Here is a 16,861-nt window from a genome sequence, read left to right as displayed (position 1 = left end):
TGGTGGCGGCCCCGCAGCTTCGGTATCGTGCGTTCAATGAATGCGCCGTCCCCCCACGCCGGCGCGACGGCGCCGACCACGGCGCCCGCCGCGCGCGCGCTCCGTTATCTCGTCCGCGTGCCGCTGCTGCTGTGGCACGTGTTCGTCGACCTGCCGCTGACGCTGCTGACGACCACCCCGCTCACCCAGAACGTGCGCATCGGCGACGAGCCGCTGGACCATCGCGCGATCCGCGCGTGGTCGGCAGGGCTGATGTGGATCTTCGGCTTCCGGCTGCGCCGCATCGGCACGCCGCTGCCGGGTGCGGCGATGTTCGTGGCCAACCACGTCAGCTGGATCGACATCGAAACCCTGCACAGCCAGCGCATGATGGGCTTCGTCGCCAAGCGCGAGATCGCCAGCTGGCCGGTCGTCGGCTGGCTCGCCTCGCGCGGCGAGACGATCTTCCATTCGCGCGGCAGCACCGAGTCGCTCGGCGGCGTGCTGCACGAGATGCTCGCGCGCCTGCGCGAAGGCCGCTCGATCGGCGTGTTCCCGGAAGGCGGCACGCGCGGCGGTCGCGAGATCGGCCCGTTCCACGCGCGCATCTTCCTGGCCGCGGTGGAAGCCGGCGTGCCGGTGCAGCCGGTCGCGCTGCGCTATGGCGAACATGGCGACGCGCAGCACGTGGTCGCGTTCCAGCCCGGCGAGAGTTTCCTGGCCAATTTCCTGCGCCTGCTCGGCGAACCGCCGCGGCTGGCCGAAGTGCATTTCCTCGAGCCGATCCTTCCGGCGCAGACCGAAGGCCGCCGCCGCATCGCCGATACCGCGCGGATGCGGATCCTCGAGGCCATGAAGAGCTGAACTTCACGTTTGCAGGTGTAAGGCTTCCGTGCGAGCAGATCGAACCCGCGACGCCATGGCTCACGACATGCTGAATGCGTCCGACTACCGTCCGCCGCGCTGGCTGCGCAACGCGCACGTGCAGTCGGTGCTCGGATCCAGCGCACTGCGGCGCCGGCATGGCGAGCGCAGCCTCGCGCAGCTGAACGCGGTCAGCACCCTCCACACCATCGACGCCGGCGACGGCGTGCGCCTGCAGGGCGTGCATACCGCGCTGCCCGGCTCGCCCTCGCGCGGGCTGGTGATGCTGCTGCACGGCTGGGAAGGCAGCGTCGATTCGAGCTACATGCGCCTCACCGCGGCGGAGCTGCTGCGCGAGGGGTTCGAGGTGTTCCGCCTCAACTTCCGCGACCACGGCGACACGCACCACCTCAACGAAGGCCTGTTCCACTCCAACCGCATCGACGAAGTGGTGCGCGCCGCGGGCGAGGTCTCGCGCCTGTATCCCGACCGCCCGCTCGCGGTGGCCGGCTACTCGCTCGGCGGCAACTTCGCGCTGAGACTGGCGCTGCGTGCGCCGACCGCCGGCGTGCCGCTGGTACACGTCGCCGCGGTGTGCCCGGTGCTGGATCCGGCGCGCACGATGGATTCGATGGAACAGGGCCTGCCGGTGTACCTGTGGTATTTCGAGCGCAAGTGGCGCGGCTCGCTGGCGCGCAAGCGCGCGCTGTTCCCGCAGACGCATGCCTTCGACGACCAGGTGCTGGGCCTTCGCATGCGCCCGCTCACGCAGTGGATGGTCGAGCGCCACACCGATTTCGGCACGCTGGAGCGCTATTTCGACGGCTACTCCATCGCCGGCGATCGCCTCGCCGGATTGCAGGTGCCGGCGAGCATCCTGATGGCCGCCGACGATCCGGTGATCCCGGTCGATGGCTTCCACAAGCTGAAGCTGCCCGCCGATACCGAACTGGAAATCTCGCCCTGGGGCGGCCATTGCGGCTTCCTGCAGAGCGCGAAGCTCGACGGTTTCGCCGAGCGCTGGATCGCCGGCCGGCTCAGCGAGAAGCTGCCGCGCGTGCAGTGAGGCGCCGGTGTGTCGTGCGCGTCATGGCGTGTCGCGGATGACACAAAAATGGTGGGCCGGCGACAGCCCGCGTTCAAACCGCCGTTGCTAGCGTCGCCGGGTCGACCTTGACCGTTCGCCGCGTCCACAGGGGTTCCGCATGAAACGCGATGCCATCCGCGCCGTCTTCGTCTCCCTCGCCCTGCTGGCGAGCACCGCCGCGATGGCCCAGGACGAAGCCGATCCGCCGGCGCTCGACCTCACCGTGCCGGCCGAACGCATCCACTTCCCGAGCACCGACCCGGGCGTGGATTACCGCAACGCTCCGCCGGGCGCATGGCAGCCGATCACGCCGGAGGACGCCGCGAAGTCCGCCGACAACGACTGGCAGGTGCATGGCGCGGTCGAAGCGGGCATCGGGTACTCCAAGCGCGCCGGTAACAGCAACTGGCAGGCGGCGAACATCAACCTGGACAAGACCTACACCGACGACGACGGCGACACCAAGCACGTCAACATCGACATCAACGTCGGCCGCAGCGACGGCGCCGTGTTCGGGCCGGGGGCGGTCTACGGACCGGGCTACTACGGGCCCGCGCCGGCCGCCCCCGTTCGCGGGCGCGCGCCGTTCGTCCGCTGACGGGCCCCACTCGGGCCGGTTTCCGGCGGGGATCCCGAGCGCCCGGACCACGCCGGGCATGCGGCTACAATCGACGTTTTCGCCCTTGTCGAGCGTCCGAGTAGTCATGCACGAACCCATCATCGATGCCCTGCGCCGCGGCGCCGCCCCCGAAGCGCTGGCCGCCGCACGCGAGGCCGTGGCCGCGCAGCCGCAGGACGCCACCTCGCACCGGCTGCTCGCCGCCGCCCTTCGCCTCGGCGGCGACCGCGAGGGCGCGCTGTCCGCGATCGACCAGGCCATCGCCCTGGCGCCCGAGGATTCCGACCTGCACCTGGCGCGCGCCGGCCTGCTGCTACACGAGCGCCAGCTCGACGAAGCGCAGGCGGCGCTCGCCCGCTCGACCGGCCTGGATCCGAACCAGTTCCCCGCGTACATCATCCAGGGCCACCTCGCACTCGCGCGCGGCGATCTGGACGAGGCCGCGCGCCTGTCGCGCACCGCGGCGCGCATCGCGCCCGACCACCCGCACGTCGCCGCGCTCGAAGGCGGCGTCGCCATGCGCAAGGGCGAGGTCGATCGCGCGCTGTCGGTGATCAGTTCCGCCGCCGAACGCGCGCCGAACGATCCGCAGCTGCGCCACGCGCTGGGCTTCGCGTACCTGGCGAAGGGGCATTTCGCCTTCGCCGAACAGGCCTTCCGCACGCAGCTGGAGCAGGACCCGACCTCGCGTCCGCTGCGCCTGCTCGTGGCCGACCTGCTCCGTCGCCAGGGCCGTCCGGGTGACGCCGCCGACGAACTTGCCCCGTTGCTGGACGGCAACGACGTCACCGTACCGATGCAGCGCATGGTCGGCGAACTGCACCTGGAGGCCGGTCGCAACGATCGCGCCCTGCCGCTGCTGCGTCAGGCTTTCGCCGCGCAACCGCTGGACCGCCGCAACGTGCTGCCGCTGCTGGAAGCCTGGCGTCGTGAGGGTTCGTTGGACGAAGCGCGCTCGACGCTCGACGCCGCGCTGGAAGAACACCCCGAAGCCGCCGACCTGTGGCGCGCGCGACTGCTGTTCGAGGAATTCGCCAGCGACGGCGCGCGCGGCGTGGTCGAACGCTGGCGCACGGCGATGCCGGACTTCGTTCCCGCGCTGGAAGCGCAGGGCACGCTGCACGACCAGGCCGGCGAGAAAGACGCGGCCGAGGACATCGCACGTCGCATCACCGAACTGCAGCCGGGCCACACGCAGGCCGAGCTGCGCCTGATCGACGGCCTGCTGCGCCGCGACCCCGATGCGGCCGCCGAGCGCGTGGAAAGCCTGATCGCCCGCGCGCCGGACGCGAACGTCAAGCGCACCCTGCGCCAGCTGCTGGGTCGCTGCCTCGACGTCGCCGGCCAGCCCGATGCGGCGGCCGAGACGTGGGCCGAACTGCACGCCGAGGTCGTCGACCAGCGCCTGCCGCTGCCCGAAATCAGCCGCGCCACGCCGCGCCTGCCGGAGCTGGCCCCGCTGCCGGATCCCGCCGCCGCCGTATTGCTGCTGTGGGGCGCGCCGGGCTCGCTGGTGGAACACCTGGCGATCACCCTCAACCAGGCCGGCGCGCCGCTGCGCACGGACCGCTTCGGCAACCAGCCGCCGAACGATCCGCTGCAGCGCTACACCACCGTGCCGGGCCTGATCGACGGCTCGCTCGATCCGGCGTACATGGTCCAGCTGTGGCGTGCGGCGCTGCCCTCGCGCGGCATCCAGGACGGCAACGTGTTCGACTGGCTGCTGTGGTGGGACAACGCGCTGCTGCTCGGCCTTCGCCAGCACCTGCCGGAGGCGGTGCTGATGATCGCCCTGCGCGACCCGCGCGACATGCTGCTGGACTGGCTGGCGCACGGCTCGCCGGTGCCGTTCGCGCTGCCGTCGCCGGACGCCGGCGCGCGCTGGCTCGCGGCGACGCTGTCGCAGGTCGCCGACCTGCACGAGCAGGACCTGTTTCCGCATCGCGTGATCAAGCTCGACGACATCGCGCAGGACGCGACCGGCCTGGCGCAGGCGATCGCCGACGCGCTGCAGATCCGCGTCGCGGTTCCGCCGCAGGAGTCGCTGGGCCCGGTGCGTTTCGAGGCCGGGCATTGGCGCCACTTCCGCGAGGCGCTGGGCGACGCGTTCGACCTGCTCACCCCGGTCGCGCAGCGCCTGGGCTATCCGGCCGAGTAACGGCGGCGGTCATCGTAGTGCGACGCCGTCCCGTGGGCGGCGTCCGTCGATGATCCGGTTTACGTCCTTTCCCCCTGGAGACGAATGCCATGCAGATCCGCAGCGACAGCTTCCAGCATCGCGAACGCCTCCCCGCAGAATTCGCCGCGGGCCAGGCTACCGCCGACGGGTTCGGCTTCGCGCCCAACCGCAACCCGCACCTGGCGTGGGACGGCGTTCCGGCGGGCACGAAGTCCTTCGCGCTGCTGTGCATCGATCCCGACGTCCCGACGGTGGCGGAAATGGTCGGCAAGGAAGGCGTGCAGATCCCCGCCGACCAGCCGCGCGCCGAGTTCGTGCACTGGGTGCTGGTGGATATCCCCGCCGACGTGCGCGAGATCGCTGCCGGCAGTTGCAGCGACGGCGTGGTCGCGCACGGCAAGCAGAACCCGTCCGGCCCGTGCGGCGCGCGCCAGGGCCTGAACGACTACACCGGCTGGTTCGCCGGCGACGCCTCGCTGGCCGGCGAATGGCACGGCTACGACGGCCCGTTCCCGCCGCCGAACGACCTGCGCCTGCACCGCTATTTCTTCCGCCTGTACGCGCTGGACGTGGAACGCCTCGAGCTCCCCGAACGCTTCACCGCGAAGGACGTGCAGCGCGCGATGCACGCGCACGTGCTCGACGAGGTGGCGATCTACGGGACGTATTCGCTCAATGAGGCGGTGAAGGGGTGAGGTTGCGGTTGCAGCTGTAGCCGTTGCGCTTGCCCTCACCTCTTGATCGTCATCCCCGCGAAGGCGGGGGCTCCAGGGACGTGCCACGCTCTCCCGGTTACCCTTCGGATTGATGCAGGTAATCCAGCGTCACCTGCAGCAGCGCGCGCAGGCCGAGGTCGAGCGAGGCTTCGTCGAGCGTGAACTTCGGCGAATGGTTGCTCGGCGCGGTCACCGGATCGATGCCCTTCGACGTCGCGCCGACGAAGAAGAACATCGACGGCACTTCCTTCGCGTAGAACGAGAAGTCTTCCGCGCCCATCTGCAACGGCGGTTCGATCACGTTGTCCGCGCCGGCGACGGCCTTCAGGCTGGGGATCATGCGCGCGGTGAGCGCGGGGTCGTTCACCGTCACCGGGTTGCCGTCGTTGTCGGGAACGCTCGCTTCGGCGGTCGCGCCGTTGGCGACGCTGACGTGTTCGGCCACGTTCTTCAGGTCGGCGAAGATCTTCTGCCGCATGCCTTCATCGAAGGTGCGGATCGTGCCGACCAGTTCCACCTCATCGGGAATGATGTTGTAGCGGATGCCGCCCTTGATCGCGCCGAAGCTCACCACGGCGGGCAGTTTGGCGATGTCCGTGCGGCGACTGACGATGGTCTGCGCGGTGCCGACCACGTCGGCCGCGGCGACGATCGGATCGATGCCGCCCCACGGTCGCGAACCGTGCGTCTGGCGGCCCTTCACCTTGATGGTGAACTTGTCGGACGCCGCCATCAGCGGGCCCTGGCGCACGCCGATCTGCCCGACCGGCAAGGTCGAGAACACGTGCAGGCCGAACATCGCGTCCGGCTTGAAGTCCTTGAACAGGCCTTCTTCTAGCATCAGCGACGCGCCGCCTTCCTCACCGTCCGGCGCGCCCTCCTCGGAAGGCTGGAACACCAGCATCACCGAACCCGGCAGGTCCGCCTTCATCTTCACCAGCGCGTCGGCGATGCCGAGCAGGATGCTGGTGTGCGCGTCGTGGCCGCAGGCGTGCATCACGCCGACGGCTTCGCCGCGGAAGGTCGCCGTGGCCTTCGAGGCGAACGGCAGGTCCACCTGCTCGGTCACCGGCAACGCGTCCATGTCGGCGCGCAACGCGACCTTCGGCCCGGGCTTGCCGCCCTGGATGATCGCCACCACGCCGTGGTGCGCGATGCCGACCTTCGGCTTCAGGCCCAGCGCGCGCAGGTGCTCGGCGACCTTCGCCGCCGTGCGCTCCTCGCGGTTGGACAGTTCCGGATGCTGGTGGAAATCGCGCCGCCATGCGACGACGTTCTTCTGCACGGCTTTCGCCGCGGCGGCGACTTCCGGCCGCTCCTGCGCGGACTGCGCGTGGGCGAACAAGGGCGTGGCAAGCAGGGCGCTGGCGAGCAGCGCGGGCATCAGACGCATCGACGGAAACTCCCCGGAGTGATCCGTCGATCCTAGCCGAACCGGCCTTGCCGAAACGGGCCCCAGCCCGGGCTTGTGGCCCGGACAAGCGAGCGCATCCGGGCAGGCGCCACCCGTCTTTGCGTGGCTTACCCGGCCCGATCCCCGTCCAGATAATCCAGCGCGACCTGGAGCATCGCGCGCACGCCGACGTCGAGCGACTGTTCGTCCAGCAGGAATTGCGGCGAATGGTTGATCGGCGCCTTCGCGGGATCGGTGCCCTTCGCCGTGGAACCGACGAAGAAGTACACGCCGGGCACTTCGTTGGCGAACTGCGCGAAATCCTCCGCCACCGTCACCAGCGGCATCTCGATGACGTTGCCTTCGCCAGCCGCACGCACCAGCGAGGGGCGCACGCGCGCGGTGAGCGCGGGATCGTTGACGGTGGCCGGTGCATTCGCCGCGACGTCGAGCTTCGCCGTCGCGCCGCTCGCATGCGCGAAATCCTCCGCCGTGCGGCGGAAGCGCGCGATGATGTCCTCGCGCTGCGCGGCATCGAACGTGCGCAGCGTGCCGACGAGTTTCGCTTCATCGGGAATGATGTTGAAGCGCACACCGGCGTTGAACTGGCCGGCGGTGAGCACGGCCGGCGACGCGGCGACGTTTACCTGCCGCGCGATGAGGCTCTGCGTGCCCAGCAGGATCTGCGCCGCGACGGTGATCGGATCCACGCCGTCCCACGGGCGCGAGCCGTGCGTCTGCGCGCCGCGCACGGTCAGGCTCCATTCGTCGGCGGCGGCGAGCATCGGGCCGCTGCGCACGCCGACCTGCCCCACCGGCAAACCGGCCCACACGTGCAGGCCGAACACGGCGTCGGGCTTGAAGTCGCGGAACACGCCTTCGTCGAGCATCAGCTTCGCGCCGAAGTTCTCGCCGGCATTGGGCGGGCCTTCCTCCGATGGCTGGAAGACGAACATCACCTCGCCCGGCAACGTCGCCTTCTGCGCGGCGAGCGCGGTCGCCACGCCGAGCAGGATCGCGACGTGCGCATCGTGGCCGCAGGCGTGCATCACGCCGACGTCCTGCCCGCGGTAGGTCGTCTTCACCTTCGAGGCGAACGGCAGGCCGGTCTGTTCGGTGACGGGCAGCGCATCCATGTCGGCGCGCAGCGCGATGCGCGGACCGGGCTTTGCGCCCTTGAGCACGGCGACGACGCCGGTGTGCGCGATGCCCGTCTTCACCTGCAGGCCGAGCTTTCGCAGCTGGTCGGCGACGAGCTTGGCGGTGCGAACCTCGTGGTTGCCGAGCTCGGGATGCTCGTGGATGTCGCGACGCCAGGCGACCACCTCCTTCTGCACGGCCTGCGCGGCGGCGCCGATGTCGGGAGGCGTGGACTGCGCGAAGGCGCTCGGCGCGAGCAGCGTGGCGATCAGGGCGGAAAGCAGGGTTCTGCGCATGGCGGTGGCACCGGACGGAATCCGTCGATGCTAACGGCAACCCGCCCTGCCGCACGATGCGCAAGCGGTCGGAAGCCATGCCATCCGTGCGGATGCTCATGCGTTATCGCCATGAGCGCGCAGGCACGTGGCGGTTGACCCCCCGGGTCAGGCCGCAGGCCGCAGCCGGTGGTCCGACTTCCCTCCGGGCGCGCTTCGCGTACCCGGGCTGCAACAGCCCGCCCGAAAGCGGACTCAGCTCTTCTTCGCCTTCGCGAACGCCGCGGCCAGCGCGTTGTTCATCGGCGGCGGCGTGTTCGCACGCGCGGCGTTGAAACCACCGCGCGCGTCGCGACCACCGTCGCGGCCGCCACGTGGCGCGCCACCACGCGGCGCATTGCGATCGTCGCGATCGCCACGCGGCGCCGGCGCGCTGTCGTCGAGGCGACGCGTCAGCGCGATGCGCTTGCGCGCGACGTCCACCTCCAGCACCTTCACCTTGACGATGTCGCCGGCCTTCACGACTTCGCGCGGGTCCTTCACGTACTTGTCCGACAGCGCGGAAATGTGGATCAGGCCGTCCTGGTGCACGCCGATGTCGACGAACGCGCCGAACGCGGCGACGTTGCTCACCACGCCTTCCAGGATCATGCCTTCGCGCAGGTCCTTGATGTCTTCCACGCCGTCGGCGAAGCGCGCCGCCTTGAACTCCGGACGCGGGTCGCGGCCCGGCTTTTCCAGCTCCTTCAGGATGTCGCGCACGGTCGGCACGCCGAAGGTTTCATCGATGAACTGCTCGGCCTTCAACGAACGCAGCAGCGATGCATCGCCGATCAGCTGCTTCACTTCGCGACCGCACTGCTTGAGGATGCGCTCCACCACCGGATACGCCTCCGGGTGCACCGACGAGGCATCCAGCGGCTGGTCGCCGTCGGCGATGCGCAGGAAGCCGGCGCACTGCTCGAACGTCTTCTCGCCCAGGCGCGGCACTTTCATCAGTTCCTTGCGCGACTTGAACGCGCCGTTCGCATCGCGATACACGACGATGTTCTGCGCGATCGTCGACGACAGGCCCGACACGCGCGTGAGCAGCGCGGCCGACGCGGTGTTCACGTCGACGCCGACCGCGTTCACGCAGTCCTCGACGCGCGCGTCCAGTGCGCGCGCGAGCTTGAACTGGTCCACGTCGTGCTGGTACTGGCCGACACCGATCGCCTTGGGCTCGATCTTCACCAGCTCCGCGAGCGGATCCTGCAGGCGGCGCGCGATAGACACCGCACCGCGCAGCGACACGTCGAGGTCCGGGAATTCCTTCGCCGCGAATTCCGAGGCCGAGTACACCGACGCGCCGGCTTCGCTCACGACGATCTTCTGCATCTTCAGCTCGGGCGCGAGCTTGATGAGATCACCGGCGAGCTTGTCGGTTTCGCGCGATGCGGTGCCGTTGCCGATGGCGATCAGTTCCACCGAATGCTTCGCGCACAGCGCGCGCAGGATCATCAGCGACTGGTCCCACTGGCGCTTGGGTTCGTGCGGATAGATCGTCGCGGTATCGACGAGCTTGCCGGTGCGATCGACGACGGCGACCTTCACGCCGGTGCGCAGGCCCGGATCGAGGCCGAGCACGGACTTCGGGCCGGCGGGCGCGGCCAGCAGCAGGTCCTTGAGGTTGTCACCGAACACGTCGATGGCCTCGGCCTCGGCCTTCTCGCGCGCCTGCGCGAACAGGTCGAGCGTGAGGTGCAGGTGCAGCTTCGCCTTCCACGTCAGGCGGCACGAATCCATCAGCCACTTGTCGGCCGGACGGCCCTGCGCCTTGATGCCGGCGTGGTGCGCGACGCGGCCCTCGCCCTGCAGGTGGCCGGCGTCGGCATCGGTGCCCGGATCCAGGTCGATGAACAGGAACTCCTCGCGGCGTCCGCGGAACAGCGCGAGCAGGCGGTGCGACGGGATCTTCGACAGCGGTTCGGCATGGTCGAAGTAATCGCGGAACTTCTCGCCCGCCGCTTCCTTGCCTTCGGCCACGCGCGAGCGGATCACGCCGACCTCGCCCAGCCAGTTGCGCAGTTCGCCGACGAGCGTGGCGTCTTCGCCCCAACGCTCCATCAGGATCGCGCGCGCGCCGTCGAGCGCGGCCTTCGCATCGGCGACACCCTTTTCGGTATCGACGAACCCGGCGGCGACGGCTTCGGGCACCTGCGAGGGATCGGCCAGCAGGCTGTCGGCGAGCGGCTCCAGGCCGGCTTCGCGCGCGATCTGCGCACGCGTGCGGCGCTTGACCTTGTACGGCAGGTAGAGGTCTTCCAGGCGCGCCTTGCTGTCGGCAGCGATGATGTCCGCGCGCAACGCGTCGGTCATCTTGCCCTGCTCCTCGATGCTGGCCAGCACCGCGACGCGGCGGTCTTCCAGTTCGCGCAGGTAGGTCAAGCGCGTTTCGAGGTTGCGCAGCTGCGTGTCGTCCAGGCCGCCGGTGACTTCCTTTCGATAGCGCGCGATGAACGGAACCGTGGCGCCCTCGTCGAGCAGCGCGATGGCGGACAGCGCCTGCTGCGGTTGGGCGTTGATTTCCTCGGCGATGAGGCGGGCGATCTTTGCGGCGACTTGCGGGGTGTGCTGCATTGCTTCCAATCGTCAAAGCCCGGGGATCCGGGAGGGGGCGATTGTCGCAATGTGCATCGCGGCGCGGTACCCGTTGACATCGGGCGGCGTTTCATTCGGACAGATCGAGCACCGGGAGGCCGGTTTCAGCGCACCACGCCTCGTATGCGCGCCGTTGCGAATGCGCGTCCGCGCGTGAGGTGACCACATTGCCCGGCCCGAGGAACTCCACTGCGCCGATGACGACGACCAGCGCGGTCATCGGCGCATCGCCGGTGACGCGCCACCAGTCGGTGTTGCCGGGCGGCTCGTAGACGTAATCGCCCGGGCCGATGACCTCGCCCGTGCACAACGTGCGCGTGCCGGCCAGGTTGTAGGCGTGGATCTCGCCGGTGTGGCGATGCAGCGGCATGATCGCGCCGGGCGCCATGCGCAGCAGTTCGACGAAGCCGCGACCGCCTTCCAGGAAGCGCAGCGGCTTCCAGGATTTTTCGGCGGACATCGGGATCCACGGCGTGTCGGCCGCCGCGGCGACGCGGCCGGGCAGGAAGTTGTCGATCGGGCGATGGCGAGCGGTCATGGGCGTTCCTGGTGGGGTCCGTGCCGATACCGTAGGCTTCGACTGGACCCTCCGGCGGACCAGTTGCCATGACCTCCACAGAACCAGTTTTCGAGTTCCCGCTGGACCTGGACGCGGTCGCGGCGACCGGCCGCACGCGCGCGCTGCATGAGGCGCTGCGCGCGGCGATCCTCGACCGTCGCCTGCGTGCGGGCTCCGAGCTGCCTTCCACGCGCCGCGTCGCGAACGCCTACGGCATCGCGCGCAACACCGTCATCGCCGCCTACGACCTGCTGGTCGCCGAGGGATACGTGGTCACGCGCGCGGGTGCGAAGGCCGTCGTCGCCGAGATCGCCACGCGGAGCGCGGCGCGCGCGCCACGCCTCGCCGACGGTCGGCTGCATGCGCGGTGGCAGGCGCCCTCGTGGAGCAGCGCGGTGTCGACGGACGATGCGTGGACGCCGAACTTCCGGCTCGGCGTGCCGGATCATCGCGAGGTTCCGTTCGACGTGTGGCGCCGCCTGCTCACGCGTGCGTTCCATCCGCGGCACGGCGCGGCGTTCGGCTATCAGCCGCCGCATGGACGCCCGCGGCTGCGCGAGGCGATCGCGGGCCACGTGTCGTTCGCGCGCGCCGTCGCGTGTCGCGCGGAGGACGTTGTCGTCACCTCTGGCGCACGGCAGGCCTTCGACCTGCTCGCGCGATTGCTGGTGGTGCCGGGCCGCACGACCGTTGCGGTCGAGGACCCGGGTTATCCCACCGCTGGCGCGGCGATGGCGGCGGCCGGCGCCGACGTGGTGCCCGTTCCGGTGGACGAGGAAGGCCTGCGCGTGGATGCGCTGCCGCGCGAGGCACGCATCGTGTACGTCACGCCCTCGCACCAGTATCCGACCGGCGTCGCGATGTCGATGGCGCGACGCCTGGCCCTGCTCGACTTCGCACGCGAGCGCGACGCGCTGATCATCGAGGACGATTACGACGGCGAGTTCCGCTATGGCGCGCGCCCGCTTGATGCGCTGCAGACGCTCGATCGCGACGGGCGCGTGGTCTATGTCGGGACGTTTTCGAAGAGCCTGTTTCCGTCGCTGCGCATGGGCTACGTGGTCGCACCGGAATGGCTGCGCGATGCGCTGGCGGCCGCGAAGGAGCGCGCGGACACGTGCGGAAACGCGCAGGTGCAGGACGCGCTGGCGGACTTCATCCTCGAGGGGCATCTCGCGCGCCACGTGCGACGCATGCGGCGCGTGTATGCGGGCCGGCGTGCGGCGTTGTGCGAGATGCTGGCCGGTCCCTTGTCGCGATGGTTCGACGCGATTCCCTCCGAAGCGGGGATCCACGTCGCGGCGCGGTTCATCGATGCGGAGGCCGCGGATGTGCTGCTGCCGCGCGTGCGCGAGCATGCGATGGGTGCGATGCCGCTGCGCGCGTTGTCGCGGCGCGAGGATGCGCTGCATGGGGTCGCGTTCGGGATCGGGTGCGTGGATGAATCGATGATCCGGGAGCGGTTGGCGGTGCTGGCGAAGGCGTTGCGGCGGTGACAGGCAGCATTGCTTGTCTCCCTCCCCTGCTTGTAGGGGAGGGTTGGGGAGGGGTCGAGAGGCGCGCAAGCGCCGAGCATCCGTGCGAAGGATCTCGCTCTCCTTCTTACGTCCGGAGGGGAAGCGCGCCGTGCGCTTCCGCGAGCCACTTCACCCCTCCCCAACCCTCCCCTGCATTCGCAGGGGAGGGAGCTGCCTTCCTGCTCGTCACGCCGCAATCGCCGCCAGATGACGTTCGAACGACGCATCCACCGCCGCGCGGCCGTTGCCGATGATGTTGCGGCCCCAGGTGAAGCCGTACACGTCGGCGAAGTCGATTCCGTCCAGCAGCGCGCGCATCGCGCGCACGTCGCGCGTCTTCATCGGGATGTAGTTCGGATAGCTGTACATGAACGTGACGTGGCGCCGGTCGAGCACGACCTGCAGCGCGTCGCCGGGGAACAGCGCGCCGCCGTCGCGCGGGCCGTCCTTCCAGTGCAGCGCGGTGCTGCCGTCGAAATGGCCGCCCACGCGCAACAACGTGACGTCGTCGGACAGCCGCAACGCATCGCCGCGCCAGAACTCGATGCGATCGGACGGTCGCTGCACCCACGCGCGGTCGGCCTCATGCAGCAGGATCGGCACGCCGCCGAGCGCATCGCTCCACTCGACCATCGCGCTGTAGAAGTGCGGATGCGAGATGACGATGCGATCGACGCCGCCACGTGCGTTCAACGCGGCGATCGCCTCGTCGGTGACGAGGCTCACGCATTCCCACATCAGGTGGCCGGCGCCGGTGGGCAGCAGCAGCGCGCGCTGCGGGATCGCGAACTCGCCGGCGACGCCGATCCCGAGCAGGCCGGCGTCTTCCTCGATGCGCAGGCGAAACCGTCGAGCGAGTTCCTCGTGCGTCGTCCAGCGCTGGCCGTTCCAGCCGACGTACTGGCGTTCGTCCTCGCAGACGGGACAGTTCGGCGGCGGCGTCGCACTTTCGGCGAACTGGGTGCCGCAGGTTTCGCAGATGAAACAGGGCATGGTCGTGGCCTCGATGATGTCGGGGTCAGACTAGGAAGCGGGCGGTGCGGCGCGTGCGCCAGTTCGTGCGGAATGGCAGGAACCAGTCAGCGCAGTGGTAGCCCGGGTAAGCGGAGCGCATCCGGGGCTTGGGGCGTCGGAAACCCGGGTGCGCTTCGCTTACCCGGGCTACCAGGGCTTCACTGCGGCGGCGCCAGCAATTCCTTCGCGTCGAGGAAGCCGTCGCGATTGCGATCCTGCCGCGTGAATCGGTCGGCGACCGTCTGGCGATGGTCGGCCAGGCTGACCGGCTTGCCGCGGCCGCCGGGAAGCTCCTGTGCCGACAGCACGCCATCGCCGTTGGCGTCCATGCGCGTGAAGGCGTAGCTGAGCCAGTCCTGGTATTCGGCCATCGACACGCGACCGTCGCGGTCGGCATCCATCCGCGCGACGTAATCGGTGCTGGCGTCCACCGCGCCGAGCGGGGCGACCGGCGCCGGTGCGGGTTGCGGTGCGGGCTCGGGTGTCGTCGATGGCGCGCGATTCAGGCGCAACGGAATCGACTGCGCCGACGCGTCGCCGATACACGCCAGCCCGATGCCCAGGCCCACGGCGCACGAAAGAAAGCCCGCGCGTTTCGGCGCGGGCTTTTGCGTGACGCGATTGCGATCCATCGCGCGCATGGGCGATGTCAGGCGATGCGCGCGGGCACGATCGCGTAGCCCTTCAGGCGGGCCGAGAACTGCTGCAGCGCGTGGATGCCGCTGGCTTCGGCCTCGGTGCACCACGCGTGCAGCTTCGCGAGCGTCGCCTGCGCATCGTGCGAACGATCGTCGAGCACCTGCGCGAGGCGCTGGCGGAATTCGGCGAGCGTGGCCATCTTGGGGCGTTCGGCGAGCCACGCCTGGAGCTTGGCGCGCTTGTCGTCGTCCAGCCAGCGGCCGTCGTCCGCCAGGCCCTGGCGCAGGTTGCGCGGCAGTTTCAGCTTGGCTTCGCGCAGCGCGGGCAACGTGACGTTGCGGTAGTAGTCGGTCATCGCCTGGAAGCGGATCGCCAGCAGCGCCTTCAGCGTTTCGCCGTCGGGGATGGCGATGTTCGGGCGCACGTCGAGCGTCGGCGCGACGCGCAGCACCTTCGCCAGGCCGAGCTTTTCCATCAGCTTGATCGCGCTCCAGCCGATGTCGAATTCCCACCTGCGCAGCGCGAACTTCGCCGACGACGGGAACGCATGGTGGTTGTTGTGCAGCTCCTCGCCGCCGATCCAGAAGCCCCACGGCGTGAGGTTGGTCGCGGTGTCGGTGGTCTCGAAGTTGCGGTAGCCCCACCAGTGGCCCAGGCCATTGACGACGCCCGCGGCCCAGAACGGGATCCACAGCATCTGCACGGCCCACAGCGCGACGCCCCACAGGCCGAACAGCGCGGCGTTGATCGCCAGCATCAGCACCGGGCCCATCGTCGCGTGCGGGGTGTAGAGGTGGCGCTCGATCCAGTCGTCCGGGCAGCCCTTGCCGTACTTCTCGATGTCCTCGCGCTGCGCGCGCGCATCGCGGTACAGCTCCACGCCGCGCCACATCACCGTGTCGATGCCCTTGAACTGCGGGCTGTGCGGGTCTTCCTCGGTCTCGCACTTGGCGTGGTGCTTGCGATGGATCGCCGCCCACTCGCGCGTGATCATCGAGGTGGTGAGCCAGCTCCAGAAGCGGAAGAAATGCGCGAGCACCGGATGGAAATCCACCGAGCGATGCGCCATCGAACGATGCAGGTACAGCGTGACGGAGAAGATCGTCAGCTGGGTGACCACCAGCAGGTAGACCAGCAGATCACCCCAGCCCGCCTGCATCAGGCCGCCGGAAATGAGATCGATCAGGGACAGGGACATTCGTTTCCACTCCGCGAGCGCCGGCGCAGCGCGCATCCGGCTTGAATTCGACCGGCCAACGCGCGGTCCTGATGGATCATGCCAGCCGCGCGGCACCCTTCGCGCCGGTATGGCGTGGTTATGTGATGGGGTCGTTCAGTCCGTCGGGCAAGCGTCGCGACGTTCAGCCACGTGGCGCGCGATTGCCCGCCTCGCGCGTTGCAACGCCGGTCGGGCCCGGTCACGAAGCGCGGTCTTCACGTCCTTGCTGAACGGGGAATCGCGCCGGCAGTGATCGAGCAGCAGCGACAGGTCCTGCGCTGCGCCGAGCCGGTGCGTGGTGCGGCTGTCGAAGCGTTCGGAATCGTCGGGAACACGCAGCCCGACGGCGGCGAGCGCGCGGCGCTGGTGCGCGGCGCGGCGGATGCGTCGGCGCCAGCGATGCCAGTCCTCGTCCTCGCCCGTGTCGCAGACGCGCAGCCGTGCCTCGTGCGAGCGCAGGTCGCTGTCGGCCACGGCCATGCGCAGGCCGGCGGGCGTCGGGCGCGCCCAGTCGAGGGCCGGGAGCGCCGCGCGCAGCACGTCGAGCATCGCGCGACGCGAACCCAGCCCCGGGTCGGAGCGCATGGCCGCGTCGGCGACCTGCGTGCGCGAGACGATGGCGGCGTCGCGGGCGAGCTGCAGGACCTCGCGCATGTCGTCGCGGCGTTCGCGCTTGAGCAGGCGGTCGATCACTTCCACCAGCGCGTGCGCGTCGCGCAGGGTGGACAGCCCGTCGTTCAGTGCGCGCAGTTCGCGATCGATCATGCCCGCGCCCGGCCCGAGCAGGCCGTCGCCCATCGCGAGGACGGCGCGGGCGCGACGGATCGCCTTGCGCGCGTGGTGGACGCCTTCGTGCAGGTCGGCATCGCCGAGCGCGGCGTGCGCGAGGTCCAGCTCGCCGCGCGCGTAGGCGCACAGGGCGGCGCCCGTCGCAGGCGGCGGCGCGGCGCGAACGGCCTTGTCGTTGGCCTTTCCCGAACCCATGCATCGGACTCCGGTCGCCCATCCGAGCGGACGGCCT

The 16,861-nt window shown here is 69.9% G+C and carries 14 protein-coding genes; 6 read left to right on the top strand and 8 right to left on the bottom strand.

The genetic code is table 11. The annotated features are described in order from the left end of the window. Positions 1-36 precede the first annotated feature (36 nt). The 5 genes from LA521A_RS00940 (at position 37) to LA521A_RS00920 (ending at position 5,423) form a co-directional block, all read left to right on the top strand. Positions 37-843 carry a lysophospholipid acyltransferase family protein gene (locus LA521A_RS00940; RefSeq protein WP_281780531.1) on the top strand — a complete coding sequence of 269 codons (807 nt, stop codon included), beginning with the start codon at positions 37-39 and terminating at the stop codon, positions 841-843. A gap of 70 nt (positions 844-913) precedes the next feature. After that, a complete protein-coding gene (locus tag LA521A_RS00935; RefSeq protein ID WP_281782147.1) occupies positions 914-1,909 on the top strand; it encodes a YheT family hydrolase in 996 nt (331 codons plus the stop codon). 139 nt (positions 1,910-2,048) lie between these two features. After that, positions 2,049-2,528 carry a hypothetical protein gene (locus LA521A_RS00930; protein WP_281780530.1) on the top strand — a complete coding sequence of 160 codons (480 nt, stop codon included), beginning with the start codon at positions 2,049-2,051 and terminating at the stop codon, positions 2,526-2,528. A gap of 106 nt (positions 2,529-2,634) precedes the next feature. Next, entirely contained in the window at positions 2,635-4,707 is a 2,073-nt protein-coding gene (locus LA521A_RS00925) for a tetratricopeptide repeat protein (protein ID WP_281780529.1), read from the top strand. Positions 4,708-4,796: 89 nt separating this feature from the next. Beyond that, positions 4,797-5,423, top strand: coding sequence for a YbhB/YbcL family Raf kinase inhibitor-like protein (locus tag LA521A_RS00920; protein WP_281780528.1), 627 nt, complete (start codon positions 4,797-4,799; stop codon positions 5,421-5,423). A 97-nt stretch (positions 5,424-5,520) separates the two neighbouring features. On the opposite strand, the gene LA521A_RS00915 is transcribed toward LA521A_RS00920, so the two are convergent. The 4 genes from LA521A_RS00915 to LA521A_RS00900 form a co-directional block, all read right to left on the bottom strand. Beyond that, positions 5,521-6,837 carry a M20 family metallopeptidase gene (locus tag LA521A_RS00915; RefSeq protein WP_281780527.1) on the bottom strand — a complete coding sequence of 439 codons (1,317 nt, stop codon included), beginning with the start codon at positions 6,835-6,837 and terminating at the stop codon, positions 5,521-5,523. Between the two features lie 128 nt (positions 6,838-6,965). Next, positions 6,966-8,273, bottom strand: a complete 1,308-nt coding sequence (locus LA521A_RS00910; protein WP_281780526.1) for an amidohydrolase — start codon at positions 8,271-8,273, stop codon at positions 6,966-6,968. Between the two features lie 234 nt (positions 8,274-8,507). Continuing rightward, positions 8,508-10,871 (bottom strand): Tex family protein, encoded by a 2,364-nt coding sequence (locus LA521A_RS00905; protein ID WP_281780525.1) that lies wholly within the window; start codon positions 10,869-10,871, stop codon positions 8,508-8,510. A 91-nt stretch (positions 10,872-10,962) separates the two neighbouring features. Beyond that, on the bottom strand, positions 10,963-11,430 hold the full coding sequence (locus LA521A_RS00900) for a cupin domain-containing protein (protein ID WP_281780524.1): 468 nt from the start codon (positions 11,428-11,430) through the stop codon (positions 10,963-10,965). Between the two features lie 68 nt (positions 11,431-11,498). On the opposite strand from LA521A_RS00900, the gene pdxR reads away from it, so the two are divergent. After that, positions 11,499-12,947 (top strand): MocR-like pyridoxine biosynthesis transcription factor PdxR, encoded by a 1,449-nt coding sequence (pdxR, locus tag LA521A_RS00895; protein WP_281780523.1) that lies wholly within the window; start codon positions 11,499-11,501, stop codon positions 12,945-12,947. A gap of 207 nt (positions 12,948-13,154) precedes the next feature. Here pdxR and LA521A_RS00890 read toward each other — a convergent pair whose 3' ends face one another. The 4 genes from LA521A_RS00890 to LA521A_RS00875 all read right to left on the bottom strand — a co-directional run bounded on the left by LA521A_RS00890 (position 13,155) and on the right by LA521A_RS00875 (position 16,824). Then, positions 13,155-13,961 carry an MBL fold metallo-hydrolase gene (locus LA521A_RS00890; protein WP_281780522.1) on the bottom strand — a complete coding sequence of 269 codons (807 nt, stop codon included), beginning with the start codon at positions 13,959-13,961 and terminating at the stop codon, positions 13,155-13,157. A 179-nt stretch (positions 13,962-14,140) separates the two neighbouring features. Beyond that, positions 14,141-14,623, bottom strand: coding sequence for an EF-hand domain-containing protein (locus tag LA521A_RS00885; protein ID WP_281780521.1), 483 nt, complete (start codon positions 14,621-14,623; stop codon positions 14,141-14,143). Positions 14,624-14,631: 8 nt separating this feature from the next. Then, positions 14,632-15,819 carry a DesA family fatty acid desaturase gene (locus tag LA521A_RS00880; protein ID WP_281780520.1) on the bottom strand — a complete coding sequence of 396 codons (1,188 nt, stop codon included), beginning with the start codon at positions 15,817-15,819 and terminating at the stop codon, positions 14,632-14,634. Between the two features lie 135 nt (positions 15,820-15,954). Continuing rightward, the gene (locus tag LA521A_RS00875) at positions 15,955-16,824 is read right to left on the bottom strand and encodes a CHAD domain-containing protein (RefSeq protein WP_281780519.1); all 870 of its coding nucleotides are present in this window, start codon (positions 16,822-16,824) and stop codon (positions 15,955-15,957) included. Positions 16,825-16,861: the final 37 nt, after the last annotated feature.

The sequence above is a fragment of the Lysobacter auxotrophicus genome, from assembly GCF_027924565.1.
Lineage (GTDB): Bacteria > Pseudomonadota > Gammaproteobacteria > Xanthomonadales > Xanthomonadaceae > Lysobacter_J > Lysobacter_J auxotrophicus.
This window is presented reverse-complemented; position numbering and strand designations above follow the sequence as displayed.

Excerpts from the sequence above, each read along its gene's own strand:
- LA521A_RS00940 (WP_281780531.1), top strand. The coding sequence starts at position 37 with ATGAATGCGCCGTCCCCCCACGCCGGCGCGACGGCGCCGACCACGGCG.
- LA521A_RS00930 (WP_281780530.1), top strand. The coding sequence starts at position 2,049 with ATGAAACGCGATGCCATCCGCGCCGTCTTCGTCTCCCTCGCCCTGCTG.
- LA521A_RS00925 (WP_281780529.1), top strand. The coding sequence starts at position 2,635 with ATGCACGAACCCATCATCGATGCCCTGCGCCGCGGCGCCGCCCCCGAA.
- LA521A_RS00920 (WP_281780528.1), top strand. The coding sequence starts at position 4,797 with ATGCAGATCCGCAGCGACAGCTTCCAGCATCGCGAACGCCTCCCCGCA.
- LA521A_RS00915 (WP_281780527.1), bottom strand. The coding sequence starts at position 6,837 with ATGCGTCTGATGCCCGCGCTGCTCGCCAGCGCCCTGCTTGCCACGCCC.
- LA521A_RS00910 (WP_281780526.1), bottom strand. The coding sequence starts at position 8,273 with ATGCGCAGAACCCTGCTTTCCGCCCTGATCGCCACGCTGCTCGCGCCG.
- LA521A_RS00905 (WP_281780525.1), bottom strand. The coding sequence starts at position 10,871 with ATGCAGCACACCCCGCAAGTCGCCGCAAAGATCGCCCGCCTCATCGCC.
- LA521A_RS00900 (WP_281780524.1), bottom strand. The coding sequence starts at position 11,430 with ATGACCGCTCGCCATCGCCCGATCGACAACTTCCTGCCCGGCCGCGTC.
- pdxR (WP_281780523.1), top strand. The coding sequence starts at position 11,499 with ATGACCTCCACAGAACCAGTTTTCGAGTTCCCGCTGGACCTGGACGCG.
- LA521A_RS00890 (WP_281780522.1), bottom strand. The coding sequence starts at position 13,961 with ATGCCCTGTTTCATCTGCGAAACCTGCGGCACCCAGTTCGCCGAAAGT.
- LA521A_RS00885 (WP_281780521.1), bottom strand. The coding sequence starts at position 14,623 with ATGCGCGCGATGGATCGCAATCGCGTCACGCAAAAGCCCGCGCCGAAA.
- LA521A_RS00880 (WP_281780520.1), bottom strand. The coding sequence starts at position 15,819 with ATGTCCCTGTCCCTGATCGATCTCATTTCCGGCGGCCTGATGCAGGCG.
- LA521A_RS00875 (WP_281780519.1), bottom strand. The coding sequence starts at position 16,824 with ATGGGTTCGGGAAAGGCCAACGACAAGGCCGTTCGCGCCGCGCCGCCG.